Source organism: Stenotrophomonas sp. YJH_SMC_8 (assembly GCF_059371315.1).
In genome coordinates this window covers 15243-32944 of the sequence record NZ_JCAFUL010000013.1, presented here as the reverse complement: position 1 = coordinate 32944, position 17702 = coordinate 15243, and the positions used below count along the sequence as shown (strand labels likewise).

18 protein-coding genes are annotated in these 17702 nt (G+C 65.5%); 8 read left to right on the top strand and 10 right to left on the bottom strand.

The features are described from left to right. Positions 1-18 precede the first annotated feature (18 nt). The 3 genes from AC5P88_RS15895 to AC5P88_RS15885 are packed head-to-tail and all read left to right on the top strand — an operon-like array spanning position 19 to position 1149. On the top strand, positions 19-615 hold the full coding sequence (locus AC5P88_RS15895; RefSeq protein WP_495225484.1) for a hypothetical protein: 597 nt from the start codon (positions 19-21) through the stop codon (positions 613-615). A 45-nt stretch (positions 616-660) separates the two neighbouring features. After that, the gene (locus tag AC5P88_RS15890; RefSeq protein ID WP_495225483.1) at positions 661-957 is read left to right on the top strand and encodes a hypothetical protein; all 297 of its coding nucleotides are present in this window, start codon (positions 661-663) and stop codon (positions 955-957) included. A 9-nt stretch (positions 958-966) separates the two neighbouring features. After that, on the top strand, positions 967-1149 hold the full coding sequence (locus AC5P88_RS15885) for a hypothetical protein (protein WP_495225481.1): 183 nt from the start codon (positions 967-969) through the stop codon (positions 1147-1149). A gap of 86 nt (positions 1150-1235) precedes the next feature. Here the strand turns inward: AC5P88_RS15885 and AC5P88_RS15880 are convergent, their stop codons facing one another. The 3 genes from AC5P88_RS15880 to AC5P88_RS15870 form a co-directional block, all read right to left on the bottom strand. Next, positions 1236-1946 carry a 2OG-Fe(II) oxygenase gene (locus AC5P88_RS15880; protein WP_495225480.1) on the bottom strand — a complete coding sequence of 237 codons (711 nt, stop codon included), beginning with the start codon at positions 1944-1946 and terminating at the stop codon, positions 1236-1238. 108 nt (positions 1947-2054) lie between these two features. After that, complete coding sequence (locus tag AC5P88_RS15875; protein WP_286074616.1) at positions 2055-3071, bottom strand: class 1 fructose-bisphosphatase; 1017 nt, start codon at positions 3069-3071, stop codon at positions 2055-2057. A gap of 342 nt (positions 3072-3413) precedes the next feature. Next, on the bottom strand, positions 3414-4616 hold the full coding sequence (locus AC5P88_RS15870) for an amino acid aminotransferase (RefSeq protein WP_495225479.1): 1203 nt from the start codon (positions 4614-4616) through the stop codon (positions 3414-3416). A gap of 171 nt (positions 4617-4787) precedes the next feature. Between AC5P88_RS15870 and AC5P88_RS15865 the strand changes: the two genes are divergently transcribed. Next, a complete protein-coding gene (locus tag AC5P88_RS15865; RefSeq protein WP_495225478.1) occupies positions 4788-6878 on the top strand; it encodes a TonB-dependent receptor family protein in 2091 nt (696 codons plus the stop codon). Between the two features lie 42 nt (positions 6879-6920). On the opposite strand, the gene AC5P88_RS15860 is transcribed toward AC5P88_RS15865, so the two are convergent. Beyond that, positions 6921-7265: a hypothetical protein gene (locus tag AC5P88_RS15860; RefSeq protein ID WP_106549159.1), complete on the bottom strand. Its 345-nt coding sequence runs from the start codon at positions 7263-7265 to the stop codon at positions 6921-6923. A 145-nt stretch (positions 7266-7410) separates the two neighbouring features. On the opposite strand from AC5P88_RS15860, the gene AC5P88_RS15855 reads away from it, so the two are divergent. Both AC5P88_RS15855 and AC5P88_RS15850 read left to right on the top strand, forming a co-directional pair. After that, positions 7411-7809: a hypothetical protein gene (locus tag AC5P88_RS15855; protein ID WP_004132921.1), complete on the top strand. Its 399-nt coding sequence runs from the start codon at positions 7411-7413 to the stop codon at positions 7807-7809. Between the two features lie 133 nt (positions 7810-7942). Then, the gene (locus AC5P88_RS15850) at positions 7943-8353 is read left to right on the top strand and encodes a hypothetical protein (RefSeq protein WP_106549160.1); all 411 of its coding nucleotides are present in this window, start codon (positions 7943-7945) and stop codon (positions 8351-8353) included. A 108-nt stretch (positions 8354-8461) separates the two neighbouring features. Here the strand turns inward: AC5P88_RS15850 and AC5P88_RS15845 are convergent, their stop codons facing one another. Next, the gene (locus tag AC5P88_RS15845) at positions 8462-11215 is read right to left on the bottom strand and encodes a TonB-dependent receptor (RefSeq protein WP_495225477.1); all 2754 of its coding nucleotides are present in this window, start codon (positions 11213-11215) and stop codon (positions 8462-8464) included. A gap of 270 nt (positions 11216-11485) precedes the next feature. On the opposite strand from AC5P88_RS15845, the gene AC5P88_RS15840 reads away from it, so the two are divergent. Continuing rightward, positions 11486-12259, top strand: coding sequence for a hypothetical protein (locus AC5P88_RS15840; protein ID WP_329914131.1), 774 nt, complete (start codon positions 11486-11488; stop codon positions 12257-12259). Positions 12260-12296: 37 nt separating this feature from the next. On the opposite strand, the gene AC5P88_RS15835 is transcribed toward AC5P88_RS15840, so the two are convergent. The 4 genes from AC5P88_RS15835 to AC5P88_RS15820 form a co-directional block, all read right to left on the bottom strand. Then, positions 12297-12707 (bottom strand): hypothetical protein, encoded by a 411-nt coding sequence (locus tag AC5P88_RS15835; RefSeq protein WP_495225476.1) that lies wholly within the window; start codon positions 12705-12707, stop codon positions 12297-12299. A 127-nt stretch (positions 12708-12834) separates the two neighbouring features. Continuing rightward, a complete protein-coding gene (gene adhP / locus AC5P88_RS15830) occupies positions 12835-13863 on the bottom strand; it encodes an alcohol dehydrogenase AdhP (protein ID WP_495225475.1) in 1029 nt (342 codons plus the stop codon). A gap of 96 nt (positions 13864-13959) precedes the next feature. After that, positions 13960-14598: a bifunctional 4-hydroxy-2-oxoglutarate aldolase/2-dehydro-3-deoxy-phosphogluconate aldolase gene (eda, locus tag AC5P88_RS15825; RefSeq protein WP_049402962.1), complete on the bottom strand. Its 639-nt coding sequence runs from the start codon at positions 14596-14598 to the stop codon at positions 13960-13962. 131 nt (positions 14599-14729) lie between these two features. Further along, positions 14730-15320 carry a cysteine dioxygenase family protein gene (locus tag AC5P88_RS15820; protein ID WP_111203941.1) on the bottom strand — a complete coding sequence of 197 codons (591 nt, stop codon included), beginning with the start codon at positions 15318-15320 and terminating at the stop codon, positions 14730-14732. A gap of 238 nt (positions 15321-15558) precedes the next feature. Between AC5P88_RS15820 and AC5P88_RS15815 the strand changes: the two genes are divergently transcribed. Continuing rightward, positions 15559-16614: a LacI family DNA-binding transcriptional regulator gene (locus AC5P88_RS15815; RefSeq protein ID WP_111203942.1), complete on the top strand. Its 1056-nt coding sequence runs from the start codon at positions 15559-15561 to the stop codon at positions 16612-16614. 105 nt (positions 16615-16719) lie between these two features. Here the strand turns inward: AC5P88_RS15815 and phhA are convergent, their stop codons facing one another. Next, a complete protein-coding gene (phhA, locus tag AC5P88_RS15810; protein WP_495225474.1) occupies positions 16720-17613 on the bottom strand; it encodes a phenylalanine 4-monooxygenase in 894 nt (297 codons plus the stop codon). Positions 17614-17702: the final 89 nt, after the last annotated feature.

The following is a 17702-nucleotide window of genomic DNA, read 5'->3' as shown; positions in this document are numbered from 1 at the left end:
CGAATCAGCGGTGTCCACATGATGAAACGCCTGTGTTGCCTTCCGGCCAGCGCTCTCCTTCTAACCCTTGTGACCCTGCAGGTACAGGCCCGCGCCATTCACGAATGCGTCGCCGTTCCGCAGGCATCGACTGCCACTGATATGCCTGCCGGCCTGGATGAGTTCGAGCAACATCTGTGGACGGCAAACACAGGTCAGGTAGTGCGCAGGGGCACTGACACGCTCCTTCTGCTGCGCCTCTTCTCGGAGTCGCCGGGCGTGATCGATTCCCAGCAGTTCACCAAGATCACCGGCAGCCTGAAGGGATACCTGCCTTCGTCCGAAGGAATGCCGGAGGTAGTGGATGCGCGGTTGACCAGTGGCGGCGCAGGCTTTGCACACAAGGGAGACTACTGGCTGTCCGATTCGGCGGATGTCGAACTACACCAGCCGCACAAGGGCGATAGCCGGATCGAAGTCAAAGTGACGGCCGTTGGATGGAGCAGCTATCGGAAAGAAGCCCGTTCTTTCCATCTCCAGTTCATCTGTCAACTCAAGGAAATCCCGGTCGAGAAGCTCAGTGCCTGGCAAGGCGGCGACGGCAATCTCTGGCGATCCTTTGGACCCGCCGGATAGCCGAATGGAACAGCCTGCACGCAACCACTTCCGCAACGACTGGCTATGCTGAAAATAGAAATTGATTCCCTGAGGTTCTACTCACGACTGGACGAGGATGCATTCTTCTCCAGGTTGAGTAATACATCGGGCGTGGTATTCGTTGAGGGGTTTCTCAGAACGATCAACGTCTCTGTTGATCCGTCAGCTGTGGATGAGGACGGTATGAGGGAGCTGATTTCGCTGTTCCAACGCTATGGAATAGACATGCGCCAACTGCGGGAACTGGAGACGGAAGAGTTCAGCTCATGGATGCGGAACAGATCCGCCTACTGGTTCAAGTCGATGTATCCGGATCAATGAGCGCATGAAATGAAGATCATCTACTGGCTTGGCATCGCGTTCTTGTGGATGCTCCCATTGAACGTCCTGCTGCTGACGGCCGGCAAGCTGATGTCGGGCGACGCGCTGGGAGAAGAGGCACTTGTTGGCTTCGGTGTGGCGGTTTTCGGTGCAGTGGCGGGCGCAAGTCTCTATCGCCGCCGCCCTCGGTAGCGTCGAGACCGCCCGGCTTCGCTCCAGATTCAGTCGAGGAAGCTCGACTCCACATGGCAAGCGATAATCGGCCTGCAGACCCGACGTCACCCTCCCCCGAACAACTTCTGCGCATTCTGGAACAGGATCCAGCTGGTGGCGATGAACTTGTCGCCACCCTGTGGCCGATTGCCGCGATGGGTGTGGGTGAACGCCGTCGGCGCAATCAGCAAACTGCCGGTGCGCGGCGCGATCTTCCGCCCCTGGAACAGGAACTCGGTTTCGCCCTCTTCGAACTCGTCGTTGAGATACAGCGTCCACAGCACGTGCCGATGCAGGGTCTCGGCCTGTGCGTCCTTCGGGTACAGCTCGCAGTGCCAGTAGGGGTAACCACCCTCGCCCGCCGCATACCACTGCAGGTTGATGGCGCCGGGGCGCAGGCAGGTCCGCGCAAGATCCGCCAGTTGCTGTGGCGGCATGTCGGGGAAGTCCTCGGCAGACAGGCGTCGCGGCTGGCCGTTGCTGTCCTGGATCTGCAACATCAGCGGCGCGATCAATGCCTGTGGATAACGGCGTAGATAAGTCAGCAGGCCGTTGAACACCGCATGCTGCAGCTGATGGTCCACATCCTGCCAGCCATCCAGGCCGCTGATGCGCAGATCCTTGCTGTGCTTGAGTTCCGGGAACACACCACTGCCTACCGCGCCTGGTCGCAGGCCCTGTGCAGCGCGCATGCGCTCGACGATCGCCGCGCAGACCTCGCTGGGGACCGCGTTGTGGATGACTTCGATGAAATCGACCGGGCCCTGCTCGTGCATGCGTGCATTCCTTAGGCGGCAACAGCTTGATGGTGCCGTTTGCCGCCCTCGGTGTCACCCCACGGTCATGTCATCGATCTGCCATGACCGCCGTCAGGCAACCGCCAATCAGCCCTGTGCGGCGTCGTGCGCGTGGTGGTAGCGCACAGCTTCGGCCACTTCCTCGCGCGAGCCGAGGAATACCGGCACGCGCTGGTGCAGCTGGTCGGGCTGGATGTCGAGGATGCGCTCGCGGCCGGTCCAGGCGGCGCCGCCGGCCTGTTCGACCAGCAGGCCCATCGGGTTGGCCTCGTACATCAGGCGCAGCTTGCCGGCCTTGGTCGGATCCTTCTTGTCCCACGGGTAGATGAAGATGCCGCCGCGGGTCAGGATGCGATGCACGTCGGCCACCATGCTGGCGATCCAGCGCATGTTGAAGTTCTTGCCGCGCGCGCCTTCCTTGCCGGCCAGCAGGTCACCAACGTAGGCCTGCATCGGCGCTTCCCAGTGGCGCTGGTTGGACATGTTGATGGCGAATTCCTGGGTGGCCGCCGGAATCTGCATGTTCTCGGTGGTCAGTACGAACTCGCCCTTCTCGCGGTCCAGGGTGAAAGCGTGGGTACCGTGGCCGACGGTCAGCACCAGCTGGGTGCTGGGCCCATAGATGCAGTAGCCTGCGGCGATCTGCCTGCTGCCGGGCTGCAGAAACGCGTCGTCGCCCGGCAGTTCCACGTTGGTCGGGCAGCGCAGCACCGAGAAGATGGTGCCGACCGAGACGTTGACGTCGATGTTGGAGCTGCCATCGAGGGGATCGAACAGCAGCAGGAAATCACCGCGCGGGTAGATGTCCGGTACCGGCTGGCTGTGGTCCATTTCCTCCGAGGCGCAGGCCGCGAGGTGGCCACCCCAGGCATTGGCTTCGAGCAGGATCTCGTTGCTGATCACGTCCAGCTTCTTCTGCGCTTCACCCTGCACGTTGCCGGTACCGGCGTCGCCGAGCACGCCACCGAGGGCGCCCTTGCTGACGGCGATGGAGATGCTGGTGCAGGCGCGGGCGACGACCGCGATCAGCTGGCGCAGGTCGGCATTGATGCGGCCGGCGTGCTGTTCCTGGATCAGGAAGCGGGTCAACGAAGTACGGGACATGGTCGGGCAGGTCTCGGCAGCGGGAAAACGCCTATTGTCGCCCGTCCGGCAAGCGCGTGCGTGAGCGCGGGGAGGCGTAATCGTTTCCAGATGCGTTGCGCTCGTGGCGCCTTCTCTTCATGCAGGCGCAGCGAGAGGGGCACCGTGGCCAGGACACGCCGTAAACCCATCCCTGGGGGCTCGATCGGCGCATCCATGCGCCTCACGGTCCTGGCCACGGTGCCCCTCTCACTGCGTTTCAGGGTTCGCCGCGAGCGCGGTGGGAATGGCAAAGGCAAGAGCAAGAGCAAAAAACAAAGGCGCCTTTCGGCGCCTTTGTCTTCAAACCGCTGGAGCGTTGCTTCAGCCCTTGGCGACGGTGGCCACGGCCTTGGCGACGTACTCCAGGTTGTTCTGGTTCAGCGCGGCCACGCAGATGCGCCCGGTGCCGACGGCGTAGATGCCGAACTCGTCGCGCAGGCGCTCGACCTGCTCACGGCTCAGGCCGGAGTAGGAGAACATGCCGGCCTGTTCGTTGATGAAACCGAACTGCGGCGCACCGGCTGCGGCCAGCTTCTCGACCAGTCCCTGGCGCAGGGCGTGGATGCGCTCGCGCATCTCGGTCAGCTCCTGCTCCCACATCGCGCGCAGTTCCGGGTTGGTCAGCACACCGGCCACCAGCGCAGCACCGTGGGTGGACGGGCTGGAGTAGATGGTGCGGATCACGCGCTTGACCTGCGACTGCACGGCCTTGGCGTCCGCGGCGGTCGGCGCCACCATCGACAGCGCACCCACGCGCTCGCCGTACAGCGAGAACGACTTGGAGTACGAGTTGGCGACGATGAAGCTGTCGATGCCGGCTTCGGCGATGATGCGCACCGCGGCGCCGTCCTGCTCGATGCCCTTGTCGAAGCCCTGGTAGGCCATGTCGATGAAGGGGAACAGCTGCTTGTCCTTCAGCAGCTGCGCGACCTGCTTCCACTGGGTGACCGTGAGGTCGGCGCCGGTGGGGTTGTGGCAGCAGGCGTGCAGCAGCACCACGGTGCCGGCTTCCAGCTTGCCCAGGTCGGCCAGCAGGGCCTCGAAGTTGACGCCATGGGTGGTCGGGTCGAAGTAGGTGTACTCCACCACCTCGAAACCGGCGGCGCTGAACACCGCGCGGTGGTTTTCCCAGCTCGGGTTGCTCAGCGCGACGGTGGCGTGCGGCAGCAGCTTCTTCAGCACGTCGGCGCCGACGCGCAGCGCACCGCTGCCACCGACGGTCTGTGCGGTGGTGACGCGGCCAGCGGCCAGCAGCGGCGAATCCTTGCCGAACACCAGCTCACGCGTGGCCTGCGTGTACGCCGGCAGGCCATCGATCGGCAGGTAGCCGCGCGGTTTGGCTTCAGCGGCGAGCTGCTGCTCGATCTGCTTGACGGCGCGCAGCAGCGGAATGCGGCCACTCTCGTCGTAGTAGATGCCCACACCCAGGTTGACCTTGGTCGGGCGGCTGTCGGCGTTGTACGCCTCGGTCAGGCCCAGGATCGGGTCGCCTGGGACCAGTTCCACGTTTGCAAAGAAGGACACGGCGGTACTCGTTCGGTAGACGGAAAGGGGGAGGAATTGCGCCACGCGGTTCGCGGCTTTTCGGCCGGAAACAGCCCATCGTAACAAAGCCCGCCGGGGCTGGCCGCCGCCATCGTCATCCGCGGCCCCGTACCATGGCGTGCGTTGCCGCCCGATCCATCAACCTGAATCATGAATCCTGCTGCACGACGCCATTGCCTGCCGCTTGCTGCCCTGCTGCTGTCGCCCTGGGCGGCGCTGGCCGAGCCCGCGCCGACCGCCCTGCCCGCCGTGCAGGTGCAGGCCGCACGCGTGCCCGGCATCGACCCGTTCGCCTTGCCCGCCAGCCTGGACACGGTCTGGATCGATGCCAGCCGGCCCGGGGCCGGCGTGCAGCTGTCCGAGGCGCTGGCCGGGGTGCCGGGCCTGCTGGCGCGCGACCGGCAGAACTTCGCGCAGGATACCCAGCTGTCGATCCGTGGCTTCGGCGCACGCTCGACCTTCGGCGTGCGCGGGGTGCGGGTACTGATCGACGGCGTGCCGGCCACCATGCCTGACGGCCAGGGCCAGCTGTCACATGCCAGCCTGCTCGGCGCCGAGCGCATCGACGTGCTGCGTGGGCCGTTCTCGGCGCTGTACGGCAACTCCTCCGGCGGCGTGCTGCAGGTCTGGAGTGCGCAGGGCCAGGCCGGCGACCCGTGGCGGTTGCGCGTGAACGCCGGCGCCGACAGCACGCTCAGCGTCGGCGCGCAGCTGAAGGGGGCCGGTCGCGGACTGGACTACAACATCGCCGCCAACCACTTCCGCACCGATGGCTGGCGGGACCATAGCCGTGCGCGCCGTGAATCGCTCAATGCGCGCATCGGCGGTGAGCTGGGCGGTGGCCGGCTGGAGCTGCTGCTCAATGCGCTCGATGCCCCCGATGCGCAGGATCCGCTGGGCCTGACCCGCGCGCAGGTGGCAGCCGACCCACGCCAGGCCACGGCAGTGGCGCACCAGTACAACACCCGCAAATCGGTGCGCCAGCAGCAGGCGGGTCTGCGCTGGACCCGCGAGAACGGGGCGCAGCGCTGGCAGTTGATGGGCTATGCCGGGCAGCGCGCGGTACGCCAGTACCTGCCGATCCCGCCGACCGCCCAGGCCAACCCCCTGCATGCCGGCGGCGTGATTGATCTGGACGCCGGCTACGGTGGGCTGGACGCGCGCTGGGGCTGGCACGGCGACCTCGCCGGGCGACCGCTGGACCTGGTGGCCGGGCTCAGTGCCGACCGCCAGCGCCAGCACCGCACCGGCTACGAGAACTTCATCGGCAGCACGCTGGGCGTACGTGGGCGCCTGCGCAGAGACCAGATCGACACGGTGCAGAACGTCGATCAGTTCGCGCAGGCGTGGTGGCAGTGGAGCCAGCGCTGGTCATTGCTGGCTGGTGTGCGCCACAGCGCGGTGCGCTTCGAATCCGACGACCGCTACATCATCGGCCGCAACCCGGATGACAGTGGCCGCCGGCGCTACCAGGCCACCACGCCGGTGGCCGGGATCAGCTTCGAGGCAAGCCCGCAGTGGCGGCTGCATGCTGCGGTCGGCCGCGGTTTCGAAACCCCCACCTTCAACGAACTGGGCTATCGCGCCGACGGGCAGGCGGGATTGGCCCTGGATCTGGCGGCGGCGCGCAGCCGCAGCCTGGAGGTGGGCAGCAAATGGCACGCACAGGGCGGAACCCAGCTCGATATCAGCCTGTTTCGCGCAGATACCGACGATGAGTTGGCCGTTGCCAGCAATTTCGGAGGACGCAGCACCTACCGCAACATCGGCCGCACCCGCCGGCAGGGTGTGGAGCTGCAGTACCGACAGCCGCTGGCCGAGCAGCTGGAACTGCAGCTGGCCTGGACCTGGCTGCAGGCGCAGGTGCGCTCGCCCTACCTGACCTCGAACAACGTGGTCGCGGCGGGCAGCCGCCTGCCGGGTGTGCCGCGCCAGCAGGCGTTCGCACGCCTGCGGTGGACACCCGCCGACTGGCAGTGGGCACTGGAGGCCACGGCCAGCAGCGATACCGTGGTCAATGACGTGGCCACCGAGCGCGCGCCGGGCTACGCCCTGCTGCATCTGGAGGGGGGGCGCCTCTGGACCCTGCCGGGTGGTGAGCTGCGCGCCTTCGCGCGCCTGGAGAATGTGCTGGACCACGCCTACATCGGCTCGGTGATCGTCAACGATGGCAATGGCCGCTTCTACGAGCCCGGGCCGGGGCGGCGGGCCAGCGTGGGTGTGCAGTGGTCGTGGCGCTAGCGCGGGACCGCTGCGCTCGCCGGGCATGGCCCGGCGCTACCGTCAATCGGGGGCCTTGGCCGGCACGAACGGCGAGGTCGGGTCGCTGGCCGGGAAGGTCTCCTCCAGTGCTTCGTCCTGGTTGTCACTGGCGTGCTGCTTGCGCTCGCGGCGCCTGAGCGGGCTTTCCTGGCCGCCGCGATGGCGGTCGCCACCGTCCTTGCGGTCCTGAGCTGCCTGTTCAGCCTGGCGTTTCACCGGCAGATGTTCGTCTGGATGCTCGGCGTCGAAGAACGGCGCACCGGTGCCGCGACGGTCGGCGTTGTCGGCATCGCGCTTGCCGCGCTGTTCGCCCGGAATCGGCGGATGGTTCCCGCGCAACGGGTCTCGGGAGGTCTCTCGGCTCATGGTCTGGTACCTGCGCTCGGGGCTCCCACTACACCGCCCCCCAGGTAAAGCCGCCGCGAACCTGGCGTCATGAACATCTCGCTCACCCCCCGGTAACGGTACCGCGCGTATTCCTGCCCACCCGCCCCCGCTGCAGGAGCCGGCCATGCCCCGTCTTGAACGACCCGCACCGTCCGTGTTCAACGCCCTGCTCGATCCGCTCGGCCAGCGCACCGCGCAGCGCCGTACGCGTCGCCACGAAGACCCCCAGGCGGTGGCGCAGGATTACCTGCAGTACATGCTCAGCGACTATGAGGAACGCCGCGGGCAGAGCCACCGCAACTGGCGTGACCTCTGCCCGGTATATGCCTTCGCGTTGACCACGCATGCTGCCGATTGGCCACGCGGTGATGCCGCCGATACCTGCGAGGAACTGGCGGAGCACTGGGAACAGATGCGCGGGCACTCCCGATTGAGCTGGTCGCAGGCACGGCCGGTGGTGGAGGATGCCTGGCGCGCGCTGGACCATATCCCGGCAGCGGCGGTGAGGCCGCTGCTGCAGTAGCGCCGGGCCATGCCCGGCGAGCGCGCATGCGTGCAATGCAACGGTCAATGCAACGGTACGCGCGAAGTGGCTGGTACACCGCGTGGCCGGCTGGCTAGAATCCTGCACGCATTTCAATCAGGACGATGGCTGCATGAAGAAAATGATGTTCCTCGCCGCGCTGCTGCTGCCCATGGTGGCCCAGGCCTACTCCGGCCACGGTGGCATGAAGGCCAAGCGGATTTCCAACGAGGTCTATGCCTACCATTTCGACAATGGCTTCACTGGCGAGGACGCCATGGGCTGGGATCCGGACCTGCAGTTCGCGTGGTCACGGCTGGCCGCGGCACGCGCCTGCAAGGTCAGTGTCGATGAAGGCGCCGCCCTGGACTACCTCGCGAAGAAGTTCGATCAGGACCCGGTGATGCAGGAAATCGTCGGTGTCGGTTTCCACGAGGCGCAGATCCGCAGCAATTCTTCGTTCTGCACCCAGGCGCGTATCGACAGCACGAACGAGCTGGTGGAAGAGCTGAAGGCGAACGAACTGAAGTCGCGATTCCGCTGACAAGCAGCCGAGCGCCGGCTCGGCTGCACAGAACGCGGTGGTACCCGTGAACCTGTAGAGCCGAGCCCATGCTCGGCTTCATCAGCGGTCAATGGCAGCAGTTGGCGCTCAGAAGTCCGCGCGGATGCCGGCGGTCACGCGGCGACCGGAGAACTCGTACTGGGTCGGGAACGCCTTGTCGATCGTGTAGCCGCGGGTCTTCTCGTCCAGCAGGTTGATCGCTTCCAGGTTCAGCTTCCAGGTGTCGTTCAGGCGGAAGCCGATCGAAGCATCCAGCTGGCCATAGGCATCGCGGTAGACCGGGTACATGTTGAGGTGGATGTACTCGACGTACTTGTCCTTGTAGTTGTACGAGGCGCGTGCGCTGAAGCGATCGTTCTCGTAGTACAGGGTGAAGTTGTAGGCCTTTTCGGCCAGGCCCTCTGGCGGCGTCGGGATCGAGAGATCCGAGGCGCCGGTCAGCGAGTTGTCCAGCTGGGTGTAGTTGGCATTGATGCCCCACCCTTCCAGCGCCGGATGCAGCATCGACAGCGGCAGCTGCGCGACCAGTTCCACGCCGCTGACCTTGTACGAACCGTCGGCATTGACCGGCTGGTACACCTCGAAGTCGTAGTAGCCATCCAGCGAACCATTGGCGTTGAGCTTCTCGACGTTGCGCTCGATGCCGGTCAGCGACTGCCGCACCACGCCATCGATCTTCTTGGAGAAGTACGACGCGGCCAGCAGGCCGCCATTCTGCAGGTACTTCTCCAGGCCCACTTCCCACTGCCTGGCCGTGGTCGGCTTCAGCGCCGGATTGCCGTCCATGAAGCGGAAGCTGCTCCAGCTGACGGTGCGGCGGTAGGCGATGTCGGTCAGCGACGGACGCATCAGCGTCTCCGACGCAGCACCGCGCAGCACCAGGCCCTCGGCGATCTCGGCAGTCATGTTGAAGCTGGGCAGCAGCTTGCTGTAGTCGCCGCTGCTGGAAATCGGCGTGGCGGTGAAGCCGCTGCTGCCATCGGGCTTCTGCACCGGATGGAAGCCGGAGGAGTCGACGTCGGTATCGATAGAACGCACGCCGAGGTTGGCGTATACCGGCACATGGCCGATATCGAAGTAGAAGTCGGCCATGGCGTACAGCGCCAGGGTCTTCTCCTTCACTTCGTAGTACTGGCCCGGATCCAGCGGCGTGGCATAGCCGGGATAGCGGAAGGTGGCGCGTGCGTAGGCGTTGGAGATCTGCTGCCAGTCCAGATCGCTGGGGCGATAGGCGCCACCCGGGGCCAGCTGGCTGATCCACATCGGGTTGCTGTCGGCCAGCGTGCGCGTGTTCACCCATGCGGTGCTGCCTGCCGAAGGGCCCTGGATCTTGCCGCTGCCGAACTCACGCTGCTTGGTCTTGTCGGTGTAGCGCGCGCCGAACTGCACCGCGCTCAGCGCCGGGAAGAAGGCCAGGTTCATCTGCCGGCGCAGGTCCAGCTGCGCGGCGTACTTGTCATCCTTCACCTTCTCCACTTCGGTTTCGTACGCTTCGAACAGGTACCTGCTGGCGGCGTTGTACATGTCGAAACCACCGGCGCTGCTCGGTACGGTTTCGCCACCATTGCCGGTCCAGCGCGTGCGCGACGGGGCATAGGCCACGTGCTTGAGGTTGGCGTAGTCCGAATCCCTGCGTGCACCGGAATAGCCGACCAGCGCATCGATGTCCCAGCTGCCTACCTTCCAGTCCAGTTTGCTGCTGAACTGGCGATAGTCGGTGTTGGCGTTGCGGTCCTTGCTTAGGATCTCGTGCTGGGTGGCGGTGTAGGCCACGTCCTTGAGTACGGTGATGCCGTACGCACCCAGCGTGGTCTTGTCGTACTCGTGGATGCGCTCGAGCGTGCTGCGGCTGGAGGCCGAATAGGCCGCCGCATCGTACTCGTCTTCATGCGTGTCGTAGCCGCCGAGCATGGCGTCGAAGCTCAGCGTGAACGTTTCGCTGGGCTTGAACTGCAGCGATGCCGTAGCGCCCCACTGGTCCTGTTCGTTGAGGTAGACGCGGTCACCAACCTTGTCCTGGAAGATGATGCGGCTGGTCTCGTCCTTGTCCATGCGGTTCTTCACCGCGATTCCCGCATCGCGCGCCAGCACCGCGGCGGCCTGCGACGAGCGCGTACCGGAGGCTTCCAGGAAGCGCCCCATCGGGCGGAAGTTGATGCCGGAATTGGAGTCGGTGCGGTTGCTGCGCTTGGCCTTGGAGAACGACACCAGGCCGCCCCAGTCGCCCCAGGTGTCACTGGCCAGGAATGAGATCTTCGGGTCGATCTTGCCGTTGATCGAGTTGTGCGAGGCTTCGGCCGAGGCGCTGAACTTCGGTTCGGCGTAGTCAAACGGCTTGGCTGTTTCGATGTAGACCGAACCGGCGATGCCACCTTCCTCATCCGCAGCGGTCGGTGACTTCTGCACGGTGACCGTCTGCACCACGTCGGCGGCGAAGATGTCGAATTGCACGTCGCGCCCGCCACTGCCCGAGGCGGTGGCCAGGTTGTTGATGGAGACCAGGGTGAACTCGCTGGGCAACCCGCGCACGCTGACCTTGCTGCCCAGGCCCTTGTTGCGTTCGATGGTGACGCCGGGCATGCGCTGCAGCGCCTCTGCCAGATTCTGCTCGGGGAAATCAGCCACGTCGGTGGCGACGATCGAATCGGAGAAACCGATGTTGGCGCGCTTGAGATCGACCGCGCGCTCCAGGCTCTTCGCGTAGCTGCCGGTGACGGTGACCGTGTCCAGCTGCTGCAGCTGTTGGCGGGTATCGCCGTCGGCCTCTTCGGCTTCGGCCATGGCGTCGACGGGCAGCACGGCCAGGCCGCCGATCAGCACGGCGTGCACGGCACGGGACAAACGCTTCGCTGGAGGGGCTGCGGTGGCAGCCTCCCGGATTGGGTGACGCATCGGATGGATTCCCCGGTTCCCTGTGGTGATCCGCGCCGCGCCTGCCCGGTATCCATGGGACAGACCCCTGCGCCGCGTTGCCGACGTTCGGCGGGCACCGAGCCTAGGGAGGAATTATTAAGCCTGTGTTGCGCTGCGCGAAAAAGTCGCCTTCGCCTCTTCATTTGAGGGTCGGGATGCCGTTCTCTACGGAGGACAACTCAAATCGGAAACACACGCATGGCACGAACGGAACATGAGGTAGATGCGGTACCCCGCGTGCCCCCGCAGAGGGGGATAGATTGGCCGAATCTGGTGATTGTCTTCACATTCGCGATAACGGTGTGTGGTGTCTTCACATATTGGATCGGAGCATCTGCAAGGAATGGTTACCTCGCAGAACTTGGAATTCCTAACGACGGATTCTCGCTGGCCCGGGAAGGATTGCTTGGATTTGGTGCGGACGCGCTTGTTCAGATGGCCTCTGACTATCCACACCTTTTGGAAGAACAATGGGGAATTTTTGCCTTCCTTTCTCTGGCTATTGGCGGATTGACCACGTACTTTCTATGGCCGATGTCGCAGCCCGAAACGCGAGCGAAGCGGTCGCCGCGCCGAAAGGCAGTGTCCTTGGGCGTTGCAACGGCCCTCATACTTCCAATGATGGGACTGATCATGTCCATGTTCGCAATTGTCCTGATTGCTGTCCCTGCTGGCTTTGGCAATCATGCAGGCAAGGTATGGGCAGCTGAGATCCGACGTGATGTATGCACGCCAGCAGCAAAAGCGCCATGTGTCGAGCTGTGGGATGAAGACAAAAAGCTCGGGTGCGGGGCGGTGATTGCGGAATCAACCACTCGTCTCGCCTTCTTGGATGAACGGACTGGTCAGACGCGGGTGATGGATGTCCAGGGATTGCAGAGTATCGGTGTACTTGCACCGGACAGAGCGAAGCGCGACCAGCGGCTCTGCACGGATCACGATTCACCAATTGCAGCGACTATGACGCTGTGATTCAACCGCATGCAGACTGGATGCGACGATTCCGTAATCAATGCAGTCCGGCACTGCCTACCGCGCTGCGCGAAGCGCGACGGCCGAACCACCAGCCGACCAGCAGCTGCACCGGCAGCGACGCCAGCAATGCAATGACGAACCACAGCGGGAAATCCGCACCCACCGTCCACATGGCATAGCCGCAGCCCAGTGCGATCAGCGACCAGATCGAGAAGCCGTGCGAACGCGGCCAGCAGGGCGCGTAGTAGGTGGCGAAGGCGATGCCGGCGATGCCGCCGAGCACGCTGAAGGCCAGGTCCCAGCCCAGCTGCATGCTGTTGTTGCCCGGTGACAGGCCCAGCAGCGGCGGCAGCCAGCTGGCGACGCTGCTGACCAGGGCAAGCGACAGCACGCCGCCGATCAGGGCGACGATGGACAGGAACAGGGTCTTGAGCAGGCCAGGCATGCGCGCATTGTACGGCTGCCGCGGAGTGCCCGGGTTGCCGGCCAGCGGCCGGCACTACCGTTGGATCGGCACGGCCGCCGTGCCCGTGGGAGAGGGGTACGGAGCAGCGGCGGCCATGCACAGGCGGTCAGGCGGCGAAGTCGATCACCACGCGGCCTTCGATGGTGCCCGCGTGCATCCGCGCGAACACGTCGTTGATGTTTTCCAGGCGGTCGGTGCTGACCGTGGCCGCGACCTTGCCTTCGGCGGCGAACTGCAGCGATTCCTGCAGGTCCAGCCGGGTGCCGACGATCGAGCCGCGCACGGTGATGCCGTTGAGCACCATGCCGAAGATATCCAGCGGGAAGTTGCCGGGCGGCAGGCCGTTGAGCGACACGGTGCCACCGCGACGGACCATGCCCAGGGCCTGTTCGAACGCCTTGGGAGACACCGCGGTGACCAGGGCGCCGTGTGCGCCGCCGATCTCCCTTTTCAGGAACGCGGCCGGATCGGTGGTGCGCGCGTTGACGGTGACCTGCGCACCGAGCTGCCGCGCCAGCGCCAGCTTGCTGTCATCCACGTCCACCGCGGCCACGTTCAGGCCCATTGCGCGGGCGTACTGCACCGCCATGTGGCCCAGGCCGCCGATACCGGAGATCGCCACCCAGTCACCGGGCTTGGTGTCGGTGACCTTCAGCCCCTTGTAGACGGTCACGCCGGCGCACAGCACCGGCGCGATCTCGACGAAGCCCACTTCCTTCGGAAGCAGGCCGACATAGTTGGCATCGGCCAGTGCGTACTCGGCGAAGCCGCCGTTGACCGAGTAGCCGGTGTTGCGCTGCGTTTCGCACAGCGTTTCCCAGCCGCCCAGGCAGTGTTCGCAATGGCCACACGCCGAGTACAACCAGGGGATGCCGACCCTGTCGCCTTCCTTGACGTGCCCTACCCCGCCTCCCACGGCCACGACGTGCCCCACGCCCTCGTGGCCGGGGATGAATGGCGGGTTCGGTTTCACCGGCCAGTCGCCCTCGGCGGCGTGCAGGTCGGTGTGGCAGACGCCACAGGCCTCGATCCTGACCAGCACCTCGCCCGCCCCCGGGCGCGGTACCGAGACTTCCTCGATGACCAGCGGCTTGCCGAACTCGCGTACGACGGCGGCCTTCATGGTGGATTGCATGTTCGGATCTCCGCAGTGCGCTTGCCCACAGAATGACGCCGGCTCGAGGCCGGCGCTTTGATCACGATCAAACCTTTGGAGATTCGTGCAGCGTGTTCAGCTGGCCAGCACCGATGCCTCGCGCGCCAGGCGCTCGATCGCCTCCCAGTCACGGGTCTGCAGCAGCGCCGGGGTGGTCAGCCACGAACCGCCCACGCACAGCACATTGGGCAGGTGCAGGAACTGCGGCGCGGTCTGCGCGCTGATGCCGCCGGTCGGGCAGAAGCGCACGTCGGCGAACGGGCCGTGCCAGGCCGCCAGCAGCGCGGCACCGCCGGCCTGCACGGCCGGGAAGAACTTGAAGGTGTCCTTGCCGTGTTCCAGGCCCAGGATCAGGTCCGAGGCGGTGGCGGCACCGGGCAGGTATGGCAGGTCGGCATCGCGTGCGGCGGCATACAGGGCCGGTGTAGCCCCGGGCGACACCGCGAAGCGCGCGCCGGCCTGCTTCGCCGCCTGCATCTGTGCGGCATTGAGCACGGTACCGGCGCCGATCACCGCATCCGGCACGGCCTCGACCATCGCCTTGATGGCGTCCAGCGCCTGCGGCGTGCGCAGGGTCACCTCGATCACCGGCAGGCCACCGCGGAACAGTGCCTGGGCTACCTCGACGGCTTCATTCACGTCTTCGGGGGTGTACACCGGAATCACCGGTGCCAGCTTCAACAGCGCGCGCAGGCGCGGATCAGCGCTGGACATGGTCTTGCTCCTTGCCCGACGGGGCATTTCGGATCGCCGCCGGGTCCGGCAGCGCAGCGGCGCATGATGCCATGCGCGCTGCGAAGACGCTGTCCGCTGCCCTGCCCTCTGCCCTCTGCCCTCTGCCCGGCTCAGGCCGGATCGGCCTGCAACGCCTGGATACGGCGCTGGTACCAGTCACCCCCAAGCGGATCGAACACCGCCGAACGTTCCATCGGCGCTTCGTACACATGCACTGAAATGGCCAGGGCCTCATCGCTGGCATTGCGCAGGGTGTGGTACTCGTGCGGTGGAATCAGGCTGCCGGCACTGCCGCAGCCCCCGCGCAGCGCGGCGTGGCGTCGGAATCGCCAGCGTTCGCCGGCGCACTCCATCAGCTCGTAACGGGTGATCTCCAGTTCGCCCAACCACACGCCCTCCACACACCACATGGCATCGTGGTCGTGCAGCGGCGTGCCCTGCCCTGGGCCCCAGCTCATGGCAATCACGCTGTAGCCGTGTTCGCGGCTGTGGTACAGCGGGCGTCGCGCGTAATGATCACTGACCGGACGGTGCACGCATTCGGGCAACTCGATGCGGCTGTCCGCGATGGCTTCCTGCAGCGCCAGCTGCAGGTCGGCGGTGATGCGCCCGGCATCACCGGAGGTCATCGCCGCGTCGACTGCGGCGATCAACCGGTCGCGGCCACGGAACGCCGGAAACGGAGAAGTCTGCAGGTCCATGCCCCGACTGTAGCGGAGCCTGGTTAAGGGAATGTTGGTGATCGCGCGCGTCGCACCCGCATTCATGGCAAGCGCGCGTGAAAAACGGTTCAGATGCGAATGCAGTAGAGCGATCACAATGGAACCCCACGCGGTAGAACGTGTCGAACACGACGTGTTCCGCTCCAGCTGCGACATTCCGCAACTTCGCGCCCGACGGGCGCAAGGCTAGACTTCTCCGACTTACCTGGTTCTATACATGTCAGTGCGAATTATTAGCGATGCCGCGTTGCCGGCATCGAAGGGCAAGGCTGCCACGATCAACGACATCGCACGACTGTCGGGAGTTTCCAAGAAAACGGTTTCAAGAATCATCAACAACTCACCGCTGGTGCGCAAAGACACCCGCGACAAGGTCGAGGCGTTGATGCGCGAGGTCGGTTACGTGCCCGACCCCCTGGCGCGCGGACTCGCGTTCCGCCGCTCCTTCCTGATCGGCCTGGTGTATGACGACCCGGGCGCCCAATGCATCGTCGATCTGCAGCACGGCGCGCTGGAAGCGCTGCGCGGCACCGGCTATGAGCTGGTCGTGCATCCCTGCGACAGCCAGTCTCCGGACTGCGCGCACGGCGTGCGCCGCTTCGTGCAGCAGCAGAAGCTGCATGGGGTGATCCTCGGCCCGCGCGCGTCGGAATCGGTGCCGTTGGCGCAGATGCTGGACGAGATCGACTGCCGCTACATCCGCATCGATGCGCATGCTTCGGAGGATGAAACCCAGGCCGTGGTCACCCATGACCGCGATGGTGCTGCCGCTGCAGCGGGCTACCTGCTATCGCTCGGCCATCGTGACATCGCGGTGATCGCCGGACCGGGTGACCGGCGGGCCGCACGCGAACGTACCCATGGTTTCCTTGATCGGCTGGCACAGGTGGGCCTGACCCTGCCGGGTGAGCGCGTACTTGAAGCGGACGACACCTTCGAGTCCGGCGTGCATGCCGCAGAGCGCCTGCTGATGGGCGGGCAACGCCCCAGCGCGATCTTCGTCGGCAACGACGAGATGGCGGCCGGTGTCTACCAGGTTGCGCTGCGCGCGGGTATTGCCGTGCCACAGCAGCTGTCGATCGTCAGCTACGACGACAGCCCGCTGGCCTCGCGGTTGTGGCCACCGCTGACCTCGGTGCGCCGTCATGTGTCCGACATCGGCCGCATGGCGGCGGCGATGCTGGTGCAGACCGAGGTGCCTGAGGCCCCGACTGCGGCCAGCGTGCATCCACAGCTGATGGTGCGTGGTTCCTGCCGGGCCGTGGACGCCTGAGTGCCCTGCCCTCGCCTGCGCCGCTGCAATGGCGCAGGCAGGCAACAACGAAAACGGCGCACTTATGTGCGCCGTTTCCAGTGCAAAGCCGTGCGCGTTGTGTACTTACACGTCGCCGCCGTCGGCCCAGCCTTCCCCGGTGCCCTCCTGGAACACGCGGTCATCGCTCTGCACGTCACCGGCGGGCAAGTGCGCCTGGTCGGCCAGTGCCGCGTAGATCGGGGTGAAGTCCGGCGACGTCGCCTGCATCAGCTGCTCGAAGCTGTCGATGACGAAGTAGGTCTTCTGGAAGGTGTCGATGCGGTACTTCGTGCGCATGATGCGCTGCAGGTCGAAGCCGATGCGGTTGGGCGCGGCCGATTCCAGCGAGTACAGCGATTCGCCCTTCGACGACACGATGCCGGCACCATAGATGCGCAGGCCTTCGGGCGTGTCGATCAGGCCGAACTCCACCGTGTACCAGTACAGGCGGGTCAGGTTCTGCAGCGCATCCGGGCCGATCGCGTGCGCTTTGACGCCGCCGCGCCCGTAGGCCTCCATGTAATCGGCGAACACCGGGTTCATCAGCAGCGGCACGTGGCCGAACAGATCATGGAACAGGTCCGGCTCGGCGATGTAGTCGATCTGGTCCGGGCGACGGATCCACCAGGTCACCGGGAAGCGGCGATTGGCCAGGTGGTCGAAGAAATCCAGTTCCGGCAGCAGGCCTTCGACGCCGACCAGGGTCCAGCCGGTGGCGGCGCCGAGTACTTCGTTGAGCTGGTCGAAGCGCGGAATCATGTGCGCGCTCATGCCCATCTCGTCCTGTGCATCCAGGAATTCCTGGCAGGCGCGGCCGACCAGCAGCTCGCGCTGGCGCTGGTACAGCGTGCTCCAGGTGGCGTGGTCGTCTGCGCTATAGGTGTCCCACGGCTGCTCGACGAGCGCGGTGGTGTACACCGGCACGTAGCCCTTGTCGGTCTGCTGGTGTTCGACGCGGCGGGGCTGGGCGAGGTCCATGGGGCACTCCTGGGTGGGATACCCAAGATGCTAGGGCAGAGCTCGCGCAACAGGGTTGCAAAAGTTGCGCCGAATGGCCTTGTTGGCGC